Annotated in this window: 14 protein-coding genes and 1 pseudogene; 14 read left to right on the top strand and 1 reads right to left on the bottom strand. The window is 50.6% G+C overall.

Annotated elements, in window-relative coordinates; translation table 11 throughout:
- Position 1 precedes the first annotated feature (1 nt).
- The 11 genes from G604_RS13910 to G604_RS0107825 all read left to right on the top strand — a co-directional run bounded on the left by G604_RS13910 (position 2) and on the right by G604_RS0107825 (position 12,040).
- Positions 2-706 carry a hypothetical protein gene (locus G604_RS13910; RefSeq protein WP_051220301.1) on the top strand — a complete coding sequence of 235 codons (705 nt, stop codon included), beginning with the start codon at positions 2-4 and terminating at the stop codon, positions 704-706.
- 18 nt (positions 707-724) lie between these two features.
- Positions 725-1,594: a M23 family metallopeptidase gene (locus G604_RS0107875; RefSeq protein WP_051220300.1), complete on the top strand. Its 870-nt coding sequence runs from the start codon at positions 725-727 to the stop codon at positions 1,592-1,594.
- Between the two features lie 14 nt (positions 1,595-1,608).
- Complete coding sequence (locus G604_RS13905; protein ID WP_081657707.1) at positions 1,609-1,908, top strand: hypothetical protein; 300 nt, start codon at positions 1,609-1,611, stop codon at positions 1,906-1,908.
- A gap of 1 nt (position 1,909) precedes the next feature.
- Positions 1,910-3,574, top strand: a complete 1,665-nt coding sequence (locus G604_RS0107865; protein ID WP_036904985.1) for a hypothetical protein — start codon at positions 1,910-1,912, stop codon at positions 3,572-3,574.
- A gap of 54 nt (positions 3,575-3,628) precedes the next feature.
- Positions 3,629-5,596: a zincin-like metallopeptidase domain-containing protein gene (locus G604_RS0107860; RefSeq protein ID WP_028910090.1), complete on the top strand. Its 1,968-nt coding sequence runs from the start codon at positions 3,629-3,631 to the stop codon at positions 5,594-5,596.
- 12 nt (positions 5,597-5,608) lie between these two features.
- Entirely contained in the window at positions 5,609-7,129 is a 1,521-nt protein-coding gene (locus tag G604_RS15670) for a glucosaminidase domain-containing protein (protein ID WP_028910089.1), read from the top strand.
- A 21-nt stretch (positions 7,130-7,150) separates the two neighbouring features.
- Positions 7,151-7,774, top strand: a complete 624-nt coding sequence (locus G604_RS0107850) for a hypothetical protein (protein ID WP_028910088.1) — start codon at positions 7,151-7,153, stop codon at positions 7,772-7,774.
- Positions 7,775-7,791: 17 nt separating this feature from the next.
- Positions 7,792-9,054, top strand: a complete 1,263-nt coding sequence (locus tag G604_RS13900; protein ID WP_051220298.1) for a zincin-like metallopeptidase domain-containing protein — start codon at positions 7,792-7,794, stop codon at positions 9,052-9,054.
- Between the two features lie 136 nt (positions 9,055-9,190).
- Positions 9,191-10,045 carry a hypothetical protein gene (locus G604_RS0107840; RefSeq protein ID WP_155941888.1) on the top strand — a complete coding sequence of 285 codons (855 nt, stop codon included), beginning with the start codon at positions 9,191-9,193 and terminating at the stop codon, positions 10,043-10,045.
- Between the two features lie 36 nt (positions 10,046-10,081).
- Positions 10,082-10,642 carry an OmpA family protein gene (locus G604_RS13895; protein ID WP_081657706.1) on the top strand — a complete coding sequence of 187 codons (561 nt, stop codon included), beginning with the start codon at positions 10,082-10,084 and terminating at the stop codon, positions 10,640-10,642.
- A 291-nt stretch (positions 10,643-10,933) separates the two neighbouring features.
- Entirely contained in the window at positions 10,934-12,040 is a 1,107-nt protein-coding gene (locus tag G604_RS0107825) for a competence protein CoiA family protein (protein ID WP_155941887.1), read from the top strand.
- A gap of 226 nt (positions 12,041-12,266) precedes the next feature.
- On the opposite strand, the gene G604_RS0107820 is transcribed toward G604_RS0107825, so the two are convergent.
- Positions 12,267-12,767: a very short patch repair endonuclease gene (locus G604_RS0107820; protein WP_028910084.1), complete on the bottom strand. Its 501-nt coding sequence runs from the start codon at positions 12,765-12,767 to the stop codon at positions 12,267-12,269.
- A gap of 207 nt (positions 12,768-12,974) precedes the next feature.
- On the opposite strand from G604_RS0107820, the gene G604_RS13885 reads away from it, so the two are divergent.
- The 3 genes and pseudogenes from G604_RS13885 to G604_RS0107805 all read left to right on the top strand — a co-directional run.
- Entirely contained in the window at positions 12,975-14,861 is a 1,887-nt protein-coding gene (locus G604_RS13885) for a DNA cytosine methyltransferase (RefSeq protein ID WP_051220296.1), read from the top strand.
- A gap of 2 nt (positions 14,862-14,863) precedes the next feature.
- A complete protein-coding gene (locus G604_RS0107810) occupies positions 14,864-15,340 on the top strand; it encodes a hypothetical protein (RefSeq protein ID WP_028910083.1) in 477 nt (158 codons plus the stop codon).
- 45 nt (positions 15,341-15,385) lie between these two features.
- A pseudogene (locus G604_RS0107805) lies at positions 15,386-15,629 on the top strand (DDE transposase); the annotation flags it as partial.

The raw sequence follows: 15,629 nt of genomic DNA, 5'->3' as shown, positions 1-15,629 counted from the left end.
TATGGGATGGTTATCATTACTCACTAAGGCCGCTCCCAAATTGTGGCGCAGCGGTTTGAAGGCCACTTCCACACTCTGGCAAGGCGGCAAGGCCGCCACGGTCAACGTCGCCAGTGCTACTGCCAAGGTAGCCTCCGCTGCTGCCCGCAACCCCAAGACAACCATTGTCGGGGGTGTCGCCGCCTTTGCCGGGTGGCAGAAACTCACAAACTCCGACGAGTCCTATGGCACCTCCGTGGGCAAGACCCTGCGCAAGGGTGTCGACGGCACGGGCGACTTCTCCCATGATGTCGTCAACGGCTTCACAGGCAAGAACACCGTGGAGGATGTCAAGGACACCGCTTCCAACGTTCTCACCGGAGTGAAGGAAACCGCGGAGGAGGCCAAGGGAGTTCTCGGCACCCTGGGTGAGACACTGCGCGGCATCAGCCACTTCCTCGGCAACCTCTTCGGCGGCAACGGCACGAACATGTTCGGCAATTTTCTCGACAACCTCGTCCACGGCAAGGTGTCGGGCCTGAGCATCGGAGCCCTGATTGCCGCGTCGTATCTCATCTTCGGCCGCACAGGACTCCTTGGCAAGATCGGCGGAGCCCTCATGGCGATGATGATGGTCGGCAACAACTCTCAAAAGCAGACACCATCCGTTGCCCAGACAGCGGAAAACGAACTGGCAAGGGAGCAGCAGACTGGTCTCAGACGATAACTATTAAACACACAAATTATGGAAAAGACAGCATACAATCCGTCCATGAACCTCTATTCACCGAGTGGCTACGCCATGCCCTTTGAGTTGCCGGAGCCCTGCCCATTGGTCATCACCCTTGACTACGGCGACCAGCAGCATCCCGTGACCGGGGAGAAGTTCTTCCATCACGGTGTCGACTTCAAGGTCTCGCCCCACACCTGGCTGAAAGCCCTTGCCACGGGCATCGTCTCCGGCATCTCCACCAACAACCGCAAGGGGTTCCAGATCACCGTCAACTACCGAAACTATGCTGCCGGAGACAACAGTTCGTTCGATGTAACCTATTCCCATATCCGTGAAGTAGTGGGCGGCTTCGGACGAAATGTCAAGGCGGGTGACAACATCGCCGTCTGCGACGGTCTGCTCCATGTGGAGGTTCGCTTCAACGGTGAGGAGGTCAATCCGCTGGAGTTTCTTACGATGGTAAGGGACAACCTCATGATGCAGGAGCAGAAAGCCATGACGGGCAACAACCCGGAGATGGCGACCCTCGACTTCCCCGTCTCCACGCCCTACGATGCCCAACAGCCGGAGATCGACCAGATGTACACCCGGTTCTTCGGACGCTATATGGCAGACCTTCTCTCTAACCGCTACCGCGTGCCGGGCTCCACGGAGACAGCCCTGCGCAGTGTCTTGGCGGAAGGGGCTGCTGCCGGTGCCTACTATGAGCACGCACCGAGTATGCTCAATCCCTTGGGACTCGGCGAACGGAGCTTAGGGATCATCGGAAGGGTGCAGACTCTGCTCATTCACGACTTCCTCAATTACCTTGCGCTCATACACGGCGTGTTTCTCTCATCCATGACCGAGATTGAAAAAAAAAAGCTGTTGACGACGCCATAGACAGTCAGGGCTTCATCGATCCTTTCGACGGCTTCGACATCGACATTCAGAGCTTCGACATCCAGCGCCTCGTTAGCGTCTATCCCGACAAGGACGGCATCAACTGGTGGACAAAAGCCTGGTTCAACGGCAAGAAGCGGGGAGAGCGAGCCGTGGAGATCAACCGTGAGCTTGCCATCCGCTTCATCCACGACAGCATCGGCAAGGACGAATGGCTTGAAGAATATTATCCCCGTCAGATGGAAGTGCTCCATGCTGCCCTTGCGCAGACCAGGGAACAGGTCATCAAACAGTTAAGACAAACATTCACATAATATGGCAACATCCCGACAACCCGACATCTTCACAACCCGGGTAGTACCCATCATGAATAGGGTCCGTGACGAGCTCAACCGCCTGAAGGCGGAGGAGTCCGCACGCCACAACGCGTCCTACCGCATGCTCATGGCCGGTGCGGCGGGTCCCGACGGTGGTATGGCGGCAATGGACTGCTACCGCTCGCAGGTGAACTACACTGGCAAGTGGAACACGAAGACCGTAGAAGACTATATCAGCATGGTGAAGGCGGAGCTGAAACGGCAGCATATCACCGTCGACGCGGTCATGGAGAAGAAGATGGTAGACCATCTCATCAAGGAACGGATCCCAAAATCCACGGCAGAGTATATCACGCGCAAAGCCATGGAGGGCACCCTGTTCTATATCCCCAACCGCAGTCGCGAGAGTGCCATGCAGAACCATATCAACAAGGAGGCGGAGAAGAAATACAACCCGTCGTTCGTGGAGCAGGCGGCGGCAAGCATCAGCTCGTGGATCGTCAATGCCGCCACAACGATGGGTGTCGGCGGACTGCTGGGGCAGGCTGCCATAGACGTTAGCGTCGAGGCTGTGGACCGTGTGGGCTCCGGACAACAGAAGGATTATCTGGAGAAACAGCGTAAGTTAGGACGGCAGGAGGTGACAGCTGCTAACCGAAGAAAAGCCACCATCCCCCAATGGATGTTCTCACAAATGGGCTTCAACGAAATGTCGTATGCCACTGACAAACAGCTGGCTATCGCGCTGAAATGGGCCACGGACAATGCAAGGACATACCGCAGCAAGGTGACGAAGGCCCTCGATGCCGGTGAACGCACGATCAAGGCCATCGGGCGCACGTCCACCATGTCCGTAGCGGCAGCTACCTACCGGGCTATGGAGTATGAGGCTTTTGCCAAAGCCATCCGCAACGAGCAGGGCAGCCGACGGTCGGGTCGCGATGCCGTGAGCTACAAGAACATAGCCGAGGCTGAGGAAACCGTTCCGCTACAGGAGAATGCATCCCCACCGACGGATAACAGCCAACAGACGTCACAACAACTGATATCACCACAACAACTATCAACTGGTGACTACACCGGCTGGAATGCCCTTCTTGGTAATATCGGCCTTGACGGTATGGGCGACACCTTCAACCATCTCGGCTTCACCTTGGCTATGCTCCCTGACATGCTCTTAGGCGTACTGACGGGCAAGACTAAATCCATCGGTCTGAACCAGCAGACGATGATGCCGCTTGCCTCGCTCCTTGCCGGGACCTTCGCCTCCAATCCTCTGATGAAGTTCCCGCTCATGCTCTATGGCGGAGCCAGTCTGTTCAACACGGCCGGTCAGGAGGCACTGGCGGAGCAGCGCAAGAACCAGAGCAATGCCACACGCTTTAAGCGCTATGACGATGAGCCGTTGGACAAACGGCTGGAAAATCCGCAGATTGAGGGCAACGTGCTCTTGGTGGACATCGACAGAGTGCCGCGTATCGTCACCCTGCCCGTGAAGGTCGTAGAGGCTTACCAATCCGGGGCTCTGCCACTCAACACCCTTGCCAACCGCATATTGGCGAAGGTGGATGAGACGGCGATGGGCAACAGACAGACCATCGGGCGTGCTGCCGACAGCTATGAGCAGAGCCAGGAGCGCAGTCAGACACGTGGCATCCGATAACGAAGACAGCGAGTTATTTCCCTATATTTTTTCACCCATTCATGATATGATACAATGGCAGAAGAAGGAATTCAGAAAAAGACGGGCGCAGAGCGACAGACGGAGATTCTTGTCGCAGCCCTTGAGAATGCAAAGGAGAACGGTGGCGAGCTGCTCAATGCCTCACGCAAACCGGCTCCGAGTTTTTACAACAAGTCCTTGCGCCTGCCGCCGGGCAATGCCCTGATGATGGCGATGCACAGCGACCAGGGCGGGTTCAAGACCAACGTCTATACGATGTTCCGTGAGACCCACGAACGCGGCGAGGCTGTCCGTAAGGGTCAGAAAGGCGTGGCGGTGGTGTGGACGAATCCCAACCAGTATGTCAACAACGCCAATCCCGACGACAAGATCAGCCGCAAGGCTTATTTTGCCCTCGACGAGAACGCCCGCAAGCAGTACAAGGCCAACCCGCGGGAGGATGTCTATACCATCTTCAACATCGACCAGACGACGATGGCGCATGTGCACAAGGAGGACTACAAAAAGCAAGTGGAGCAGTTTGCCGCTGCCAGCGAGCGCACGGACAAGCCCGTGGACGACAAGGCTGTGAGGATGGAGTTCAACCAGTTCTTGCAGAAGATGAAAGACTGTCTTGTGCCGATCCGCAAGGACGGCACGGGTCTCGCACACTACGACAGCCGCACCGACACGGTGCACATCCCACCGCAGAAGGACTTTGCCTCTTATCCCGACTATGCCCAGGAAGTGGTCCGGCAGATTGCCCATGCCACGGGCGTTCCACAGCGTCTCGGGCGTAAGGGGGTAGCCGTGGAAGGCGGACGCCAGCCCGAGGCTTCTATACAGCAGCGTGAACTGTTGGTAAGGGATCTGGTGGCATCGCACAAGATGCTGGAGATGGGACTCCCTGCCAAACTCCATCCCGAGACCATGGAGCATCTGCCGTCGGTCATCGCACAACTGAAGGAAAACCCAGAATTGGGAAAGGCCATCCTCGCGGATGTCAACCGCACGGTGGGGATGATGAAGAAGGCAGAAAGCGGTGTAAAGATACTGCCCGTGGAGAAACCTTCCGAGAAGACCATGCAGGCGTGGGCTTCGCAGTTTCCGATCGACAAGGTGCCAGAGAACTTCTCACGCATTGCCATGCTGAAAGACGATGACGGGAAGTGGACGCTTGCCGCACGTCCGGAGGAAGGCCGCACCTTTGCCGTTCATCCCGACAAGGCCGACATTGGTATGTATTTCGACATGATGAAGAACGACCACGACGAGGCTACCATAGAGAAGTTCCGCATGCAGTTCGCCCAGAAATACTACTCCGTGGTGGCTGAGCATCCCGACCGCGAGGTGAACATCTTCAGAAGCGGCGCCTCTCAGGAGACCCTTGACCGCATTGACAGGGTGAATGCCTTCAAGACCAACGACAACAAGGTGTTGCTCATGGCTAACATCGACGGTGAAAAGCAGCGTCCACGGGAAATCAGCCAGTCGCAATGGCAGCGGTTGTGGCTCGCCGACGACAAACGCGACTACAAGCAGCACCTGGCCGCCACACTTTATGCCGACGTGCTCAGCGGCAAGCAGACGGAGGAAAAACAGAACGGACAACAGACTTTGAAAGAGAAGGACGTGCAGAGCAAGTTGCCGCCAATCATGAAGCAGTACGACAAGCTGAAGGCCAAGCATCCCGATGCTATCCTTCTGTTCCGTGCCGGAGACTTCTATGAGACCTACCGTGGCGATGCCGAGAAGGCTTCAAGGATATTGGGTATCACGCTGACCAGCAACAACAAGGTGAAGGACAAGGACGGCCGTCCTTTGGAGACTGCCGTTTTTCCTCACCACGCCCTCGACACCTATCTGCCCAAGCTCATCCGTGCCGGCGAGCGCGTGGCCATCTGTGACCAGCTCACTGTGCCCAGGCAGCAGAATCAGGATGAAGCCAAGGAATCCTCGCAGCAGGAGGTCAAGGAAGTCGTAGCCCGTCAGGAGGACCAGCGCACAAGTATGCACCGATAACCAGCCGATGCTATGACACCATCCAGACAACAGTATATCGAGCAGTATGCGGAGTATGCCATGGAGCAGATGCGGCGCTATGGCATACCCGCCTCGGTGACGCTGGCACAGGGTATCATTGAGTCGGCGGACGGCAGGAGCACCTTGGCCAATACCGCCAACAACCACTTCGGCGTGAAAGGTACCTACAACGGCAACTATGTCCTGGCGGATGACGACCGGGCCAACGAGAAGTTCAAGAAATACGACAGTGTGGGGCAGAGTTATGAGGACCATTCCAAAGTCCTCATGGCGCAGCGATACCGCAAGCACACCGCCGGCCTTGCCGCCGACGACTACCGTGGCTGGGCGGCTGCCATCCAGCGGGGCGGCTATGCCTCCGACAAACGTTATGTCTCCACGCTGGTGAGCGTCATCGAGGGTGCCGGACTGCAGAAGTACGACAAGATGGTGATGAGCCAGCCGCACAGTCAGACATCCGCAGCCAAGAACTCGTCAGCCGTAGCCACCGGCAGTTACAGCATGCCCGTGAAGCGCGACAGCTTCATGCTCGTCACCTCTCCTTACGGCAACCGGGAAGATCCGCTAAACAAAGGTACCATGCAGGTGCACCACGGCATGGACATCAAGACCAACAGGGAAGCGGTCCTGGCGACCGAGAGCAAAGGCACCGTCGTGGGTGTTGACCACCGCACGAATACCGCTGGGGGCAAGACCGTCACCGTGGAGTATGCCCGTGAAGACGGCTCGCGGGTGAGGGTACAGTATATGCACCTCAGTGAGATTGCCGTTAAGAAGGGCGACACGGTCAATGCCGGACAGAAGATCGGCGTATCGGGAGCCACGGGAACGAGGGTCACGGGCGAGCATCTCCACCTCGGGGTCATCAACGTCTCCAGGGACGGCAAGATGCAATGGGTCAACCCTGCCGCCTACCTCGCGGACATCAGTCAGAAAGGCAACTTGAAGATAGAGGCGCAGCACAACGGCCGCAACCTCCTTGCCGACTATCAGTCCAAAGGCAACAGCACCCAGGAGCAGGAACAAGCCACGCCGGAAGGATGGCTGAGCAAGCTGATGACCTCCGAGGATGCAGCCATCGGCATGGACGGTGGGCGTGGACTCCTGGGCAGTCTGATGCAGATGCTCATGACCATGCTCATGCTGACGATGAAGATGGAAGGCAAGAGCCGTGACGAGAAGATGGCGGCTATCAACGAGGCTGTCACCCAGCGCCGCATCGACCTCAGCAGCATGACGCCCAACCTGAAGTCGGCATCACTGACTGTCACCGAAGGAGGAAAGGCCGTCCTCGTCACCCACGACGGCAAGAAGGAGTACCGCCATGAGCTGACAGCCGAGGAACAGCAACGCCTGACCGCCATCCTCAATGGCGACGGCGACGATGCTGCCAAGCGGCAGAAAATCGGCAGTCTTGTCAATGCCGTAACCTTCAGCCAGCAGGCTTCCGAGAACTATGAGCAGATAGCCTCCGAGCGTCAGTCGCAGGAGCAGCATCTGCAAAGAAAGTAACATCATCTATTTCATACAACTATGATCAAAGCAGAAGTAAACATCACGGGCACTGTCCGACGCAGTGCCTCCATCCGTACCGACAGGAACAACCAGCCTTACGTGTCCTTCGTCATGTCCGCCAGCCTTGCCGACGGCAGTGGCACCAGGGACATCCGTGTTTTTGTGTCAGTGCCGCAGGCCCGGCAAAGTGACCTGAGCGTCTACACCGAAGGGCAGCGTGTCACGGCGAGCGGAACCATGGACATCCGCCGCAAGGACGACGGACTGAGTTTCTATCTCACCGCCCGATTGGTGACAGCAGAGAACGTGCCCGCGTTGGATGCCATCTCCGGCACACTCTCTTTCCGCGGCTATCTGAAGAAGGAGAACATCTTTGATGAGCGCACCTCAAAGAACGGCCGTCCTTATCTTCTGTTCTCTGCCTACTCATCCGAGAAGGTCGGTGACAACTTCGTCAGTACGTGGGTTACCTTCATGCGGTTCCCAGAGAAGAACGCCACCGTTGAGAGCATCAAGCCCGATTGGCTGCGTCCGCGTGCCCATGTGGACATCAGCGGTGACCTGCGCATCTCCTTCTACAAGGAGGCGCCGAGCCTCTCGTGCATCGTCCGTGAGATGACAGAGCATATCAACAATTCTTGAAACCAACCATCACTACTATGAGAAAGAACTACACGCCCAACCCCGACGGCCTGAGTGCCGAGGACAGAGCCCTGAATGTCTTTGCCGACATCATGATTGACAAGATCAAAAATCTCCAGCAGGACTGGAAGCAGCCTTGGATCTCGCCCGGTGCCGCCCAACTGCCCCGCAACCTCAATGGCCGCAACTACAACGGCATGAACAGCATCATCTTGATGTTCATGCAGGAGAAGAACCACTGGCAGACATCCCGCTATGCCACCTTCGACCGCATCACGGACATGAACTATGCCAAGGACAAGGACGGCAAGCGGCAGCACCTGCTCACGGACAAGGATGGCAACAAGCTGCCTTTTGTCCGTATCAACAAGGGAGAGAAGAGCACACCCGTAATGATCACTATCTTCACCTGTGTGCACAAGCAGACCAACGAGCGCATCAAATACGACGACTATAAACAGCTCGATGCCAAGGAGCGCAATGAGTTCTCAGTTTTCCCCAAGCAGCATGTCTATAATGTGTTCAACGTTGACCAGACCAACCTGAAGGAGGCGCGTCCTGAACTCTACGAGACCTACCGCAAGGAAGCCCAGGGAACACTGGAACTGAGCGACAAGGGCATGGCGAGTCTGCCGGAGATTGACGCGATGATAGCCAAGGACCTCTACGTCTGTCCCATCAAGCCCACAGCGGGCAATGATGCCTACTACAGTGTGGCGCGCGATGAGATTATCATCCCGGAGAAGGCACAGTTCATCGACGGCGAGTCTTTCTACAGCAACCTCCTTCACGAGATGAGCCATGCCAGTGGCTCCCCGGACCGTCTCAACCGCATCAAGCCTACCCAGGACCGGGCGAGTTACAGCCGAGAGGAGCTCGTGGCAGAGCTCACTGCCGCCCTGGTGTCCTCACGCTATGGCATGGCCAAGCATGTGAAGAGCGACAGTGCCGCTTATCTGAAGTCGTGGCTCGGCAGCCTCAACGAGGCCCCGGAGTTCATCAAGACCACGCTCAATGATGTCAAGCGGTCGGCATCGTTCATCACCCAGCGCATGGAAGCCGTCGGCGAGCGGCTCAGGCGTGACGGCTGGAACGCTGACTTTACGGACATCCGCGAGCAGAACAAGACGTTCACGCCGTTGTTCCGCAGCGATGCCAAGTCGGCAACGGTCTCTCAGGAAGCATCCGAGAGTCGACAGGAACAGCCGGTGAAAGCGGAGAGTCAGGTGTTGGAGGCTGTCTCTGCCAAGAGTGCCGAGCAAGCCCGATTTCACCGTTAGACTCTTTGAGCCCAGTCTTGAAGCCGAAGTGCTGTTCACCTTTGGACAGGAGCATGAGGCATGGATGTATTTAGGCAGGTCTCCGCTATTGATAGACAGGGACACGGTCCTATACATCCTTCGCCAGAGAGACTCGATGCCCGAAGGTCACCGATGGGGAGATGCTTTTCCGGCCGTCGTCAACCACACCAGTTCCGGCATGGCACGCAGGCATCCTGACTTTCATGCTGCCAAACATGGTGACTACGAGGCTGCCTTGCGGTTGGTCGATGCCTTTGTGAAAGACAGTAAGATAGCCGACATCGCGCGACGCTATCCCCTTGCTCACGTTGTCTACAACCACAAGATGCAGGGTGGGGACATCAACATGATACCGGCGGCATACGCTGCCAAGTTCTCAGCCATCGGCATGACCGTCGACCACGACATCATCGCCGTGACGGACGTCTCCCACACCAACGCCACCGATCTCAGCCGCATTAGCAAACGCATGCGGTTTGAGGGTGAGGTCAGAAAAGACACGGACTACATCATCTTGGACGACTTCATCACCTCCGGGGCAGAGCTCCGTGACCTTCGCGATTATATCCAAAGCCGGGGTGGCAACGTGGTGCTGATGACGACCTTCGGGCATGGCAGTTTCGGCAAACTTCAGGACATAAGAATTGACAGTAAATACATAAAGCGACTCAACGCGTCGGGTATCACCGACCAAGATCTAAGAAAATATGGAATTGCATCAGAAATCGGGTGTCTCACCCTTGGAGAAGCCGCAAGGCTCTCACGACTGGTTAACGCCAGAGCAAAAGCAGCAGCTGCACGACGCAGCGCAAGCGTTCAACGAACATGCCTCGAACAGCCCTCTCTATCAGGAGTGGCAGGAGAAATTTCGCGAGGCGGGGTTCAAGGTATCGAGAATGAGAAGATAAACGAGACAAGTAAAACTATCAACGGTGGGGAACAGCGGGCAGCCAAAGGCTTGAAGCGATGAAGGCATTCCGCTGTTCCTCGCCCCAAAAGACAGAAGATGAAGAAAAAAAGCATCCTATTGTTCCTGCTCGCTATGACTGCGGTAGGAATGTACGCCAACGATGGAGTAGGCCAGCTGCCTGACGATTCTCTGCGCCAGCAGCAAGTCAACTGGCAAGAGGACTGTGGCGCATTGTCGGCCAACAAGAACGACTATGCCGGACTGAATGCGCTCCGCAGTCGTATGGCATCCGCCACAACCTCCGATGACAGCACCAATGAAGACTCACTCCAGTTGGCTGTTGGTGTCCCTATCTATTTCTATTTCAAGCTGAACACAGCCCAACTGGTCACCAAGTCGCAGTTGGCAAACCTCACAGAGATCGCTAAGTATGCCAAGGAGCATCATCTGGCCATCCACATCACGGGGGCTGCCGACGAAGCTACCGGCACCGCCAAGCGAAACCGCGCGCTGAGCATTGCCCGTGCCCGGTACATCGCCAAGCAGTTCATTAACAATGGCATAGACAAGTCACAGATGAAGGCAGTCAGCCTCGGCGGCATCCAACAGTTTGCACCCAAGGAAGCCAACAGGTTTGCGATGGTGGTGCTGAGGTGATAAAAGTAAAGAAATCATAAAGGACATTATCGGAAAAGTTGTTCGTATTAACTACGGACAACTTTTTCATTCTAAACATTTTTGTTATAACATCTAAAAAAGTCTATGATTCGTTGTTTTTACCAAATAAAACCATTAATTTTGCAAAGTTACACATAATTATCCACTTATAGGATACGTTAATATGAAAACAAATAGAAGTCTTCCACTATGAAGATGACATCATAGCCATTGACAATATCGCGAATTAGAAGTTGAATTATAAACATAATTTACTTATTATCTCAAGTTATGAGAAATAAAGTTGAAAAGAAATACCAACACTTTGCGGTTGACGAAAGCGGTCATATTGTAAATATCCATGATGTACAGAATAGAAATCAACATTTCTGTTGCCCATATTGCAAACATGAAATGATAACAAAGATGGGCAAAATAAGAGAATGGCATTTCGCTCATAAGCATATTGATGATGAATGTGATTATAATCATTATCTTCATTCAACCGCAGAGTTTCTTATCTATGGATGGCTTTCTAAATCGTCGTCTATACAAGTCATAGTCAAAACTATAGAAAGGTGCGAGCATTATTATACATGTAAATTGAAGGACGATAATTATTGCTCTAAAAACATTTACCTTCCACCAATAGATATAGTTAAGTGGATAGACAATTGGTCAATTGAAAAGACCTTTTCTAAGAATGGACATGAATACCGTGCCGATATTTTAGGTAATAACAAATATCATGAAGATAATCCTATCTTCATAGAGATATGTGTCACCCATCCATGTGAAAAGGAAAAGATAGAATCCGGAATTAAAATCATAGAATTCAAAATTGAGACAGAAGATGATATTCTCAATATTATCAATAACCCTATCAAGGAAGGCGACAAAACAAAATTCTATAATTTTCAACCAAAAAAATTGCTAGGACAATGGGACAACTATAGCAACAGAATTAAAAGATTCATACTTTACAACTCGGGGAAAGCTTATATGGAATCCACTGATTGTCATAACTTGAACAAGCATTGGGGAATATTTGAAATAGCTGTGCCTATGAGTGAAGAATGTGAAGATGTACCAGTAGAGTTAGGAGGTAACTTTATATCATACCCATCAGCTCTATTCGATGCTTGCTATATAATGGCAAACAAACTCTTTCCTTTTGCAAAACATTGTAATATTTGTAGATGGCACTGTTTTACTAATTTTGGAGAAAATATATGCAAACTTTATAAGAAGTGTCACACTCAAAGATACTGTGACGAAAACAATCCGTTGGCATGTCAGTATTTTCAAGTCGACTGGAATTTACAAAATCAATTGTCAGAAATGATAAATTCGTTAACAAACAGACCAGAGGTAAGTATTTGGAAGAAAGATATTTAAATTACCACTTACTAGTATGTAGGAATATTCATTCCAATTGGGTAAGCAAATTTCCTGATAAGCAAAAGACCCTTTCTTAGGTAGGACACAATCATTCGCTGCTTTGCAAAAGGTCTTTTTCTATAGCATTACAACATTGACAATATCCTGTTTGACTCATAGTATCAACGGTTTGACCTCTTCAAAATGGTAGTTTGACCCCACGAAACCGCATCGTCAGATGAAGCTATGGAGTAGGTACTGGTTCAGCCGCTTGTTCCAACTCACACTCTTCTTCTATTTTGGGATAAGTAATAGAGCGGTCTTGAAGATAGATATGGTTCAACGTAAAGGCAAGAGAGGCCAGCGTCTTTGCTCTTTTGTCTTGCTTCAACTCACACTCCCAAACTGTGATGCAGTGCCAACCCATCTTTGCCAACTTCTTCTGTTCCTCTATATCTCGATTCTTATTACGTTTTATCTTCTTCTCCCAAAAGTCGGTATTAGTCTTTGGCATCCGGAAGTACTTACATCCATCATGGCCATGCCAAAAGCATCCGTTGACAAATACGCATGTGCGGTACTTACGCAACACAATATCAGGATGCCCCGGCAACCGTGGATTGTTCAGTCGGTATCGGAATCCTTGACTCCACAGATATTTACGAACAAGCATCTCTGGCTTCGTGTTCGTAGAGCGAATAGAGGCCATAATGTGGTGTCGTTGTTGTGATATGCTTGTTTTCATAAATAGGAAATCCTACGTTATTTTGCAAATTTAGAAAAAATATTAGAATATTGGCAAGAATTCAACAAAAACATAATAAGCTTATAAAAGATAAAATCAACACTTACAGCAAAAGCTTCTAGCCTCCTAAAGCAAAATAAGAAGAAAGTATTAGCTTATTCGGAAAAAAGGTTGTATATTTGCATTTTAAAAAGAAGAAGGACACAAATGGCAGAACTGGAATCATTTCTCAAAGGGCGAAAGCCTGTTACATTCGTAGACTTGTTTGCTGGCGCAGGAGGCATTAGTGAAGGCTTCCTGCAAGCTGACGCGAGCAACAAGTATTTTGATTTCCTACTAGCTTCAGACATTAATGATAATTGCGAAGTGACTCATCGCGCACGCTATAACAAGCAACTGGGACTCAATACAAAATTTATCACTGAGGACATTATGTCTTCAGACTTTATTCCACATCTTTTAGAAGCACTTAGTGGCAGAGATGTTGATGTCGTGACTGGCGGTCCAAGCTGTCAGTCTTTCAGTCTTGCAGGAAGAAGAAAGCGTTTCGACAAACGAGATAATCTTTTTGACCATTATCTCAAGGTCATTCGTACACTCAAGCCTAAGTATTTCGTCATGGAAAATGTCAAAGGTATTCTGACAAAAGACAAGGGACGGTTTAAGGTTGAGATAATGAAAGAAATGCGTTCTATCATTGATGATCAAGAAGTGGATAATTTCCTCATGTATGCGAAGGGTATGATTTACAAAACCGCCCCGAAATTCATGGCGGATGCCATATACTATAAGTTATTGATGGAGCTTGAAAAAGATGACGAAAAAGCTTCTAAATACAAGAACCTTTTCTTTGAGAATCTTGCAAGTCAATTCAAGTCCCTTACAAGAAAAATAGAATATCGTGTAAGCAAGTCAGATAGGAATGTAAATACTATTCGACACGGGTTAGAGCTACTAAAAAGAAATGACGAAAGGGCAGAAATACTTGCGAAGATTACGAATGTAAAGACAGTTGCTAATGTGGATAATGATATGTACGCAGAGTCCATCAATGGATTCATGACTGCCTTTTCTGATGACTCTATTATTGATAGAATCATCAAGGCCATTGATATGCTTGACATTCTGAAAAAAGCGGGTGAGAAAGAAGTAGAGAACTTCAAACAGGCTGTTATTCTCTATACATTCTCTCTCGATGATTGCTTTGAAGAAATCTCGAAGTTAGCTAAGAAAGATAAAACAGAGGAACGCTGTGCCAAGATACTTTCCGCGCTTAGGCTTTACAATATCAACCAAATGGTACTGCTTTCTTCAAATTACGGCGTACCACAAAATCGAGAAAGGGTAGTTTACATAGGTTCAAGAAAAGACCAAAAGGAAATAAAGAATATACCGGCTACCGTTAAAGACGAAGACAAGGTCACGGTCTATGAGGCTATCGGAGACCTTGACTTTATTGGTAACGGACAAACAGCAACTGAATATCCCTTAAATATTCCACACAACCCACATTATGACTATCTTGTCAAGGTTCGTGATGTCGATGGTCCAATAGACGAAGAACATGGGAAAACATATGCAGAATGGTCTCGTGAGGGTAGACTCCTCAAACGTTTCAGGCCAGAATGCCCAGCATTTTATGTACGCAATGATGAAGAATTGAACAACCCACGCAGTTGGAAACACTTTGGATTATTTAATCACCAAACAAGTGACCAAAATGAGAAAGTGCGTAAAAGGCTGGAGATCATAGTAAAATATGGCGGCTATACCGATGCTTGTAAAGAAGTTCTCAAAAAAGAAGGAGTTGATTCAGCAAAGAGAAATTATTTTGTCACTAAACCAGACACACAGAGTCAAACGGTCTGTACTATGCCCGATGATTTCATTCATTATTCAGCAATAAGACCTATGACTGTTCGGGAGATGGCAAGACTTCAATCATTTGATGATTCATTTGTCTTTCAAGGCAAGAGGCAAACCGGAGGTGAGAAAAGAAAGTCCGAGATACCACAATACACACTTGTAGGCAATGCAGTTCCACCTCTGATGGCAAGAGCTATAGGAAACGAAATTTTAAAAAACATCAGGTAGCTATGATTCACATGAGGGAATACAATCCTTTTGAGAAGAAGAATGTCCAATTCCTTGTCAACAAAAGGATTGATTATACTACAATACAAATAACTCAAACTGGCATCAATAAAAGCACACTTGATGCCACTGCCCCAGTGCGTTCTTTTTTCAAGGAACACGGCATACATGATTATGAGCATCAACTTCAAGGCCCAGATAACAAGATTTTTAAGGAAACCTATATTTTAACCGAAACGGATTTCTATAAGACGCAAACGGCTCTTTACCGTCCCGTTACAAAAAAAGGTGACCCACGCTTGTGGATATATGGATTTACTAAATATGCGCATCCAGATGACATCTTTGCCATATTGGTAAATAAGGGAATCTTATACGTCATAGTGCTAACGCAAGTCGATTTAGAAAAAGCTTTTGCTTTGGGCCCAAGGGGGATTGTCCGTGGCAGGCGGATGCCGCTGCCTAACCAAAGAACTTGATATGATAGCGTGCTAAAACTATTTTTTTTGCTTACCTTTGCGGTCATGGAACAAGAAAAGATAGACTTCTACAAAGGTTTAGCGATATATATCCTCCCCGAGGGCGTGACTAACTACTTTGACGTGGTGGACTTCAACGAGCAGCCAGCCAAAGATCACGGGAAGCTTTACAAGACCGAGCTTCACATATATCTTGATGAGAAGGACAATCGTCCAGAGGGCTTTGATGGCGTCAAGTCAAACGGCTTCGGTGAAGAGAGGATGATATACGACTTCCCTGTTCGCAACC

The sequence above is a fragment of the Prevotella sp. AGR2160 genome (genome assembly GCF_000424185.1).
In the GTDB taxonomy this organism is placed as follows: domain Bacteria; phylum Bacteroidota; class Bacteroidia; order Bacteroidales; family Bacteroidaceae; genus Prevotella.
This window is presented reverse-complemented; position numbering and strand designations above follow the sequence as displayed.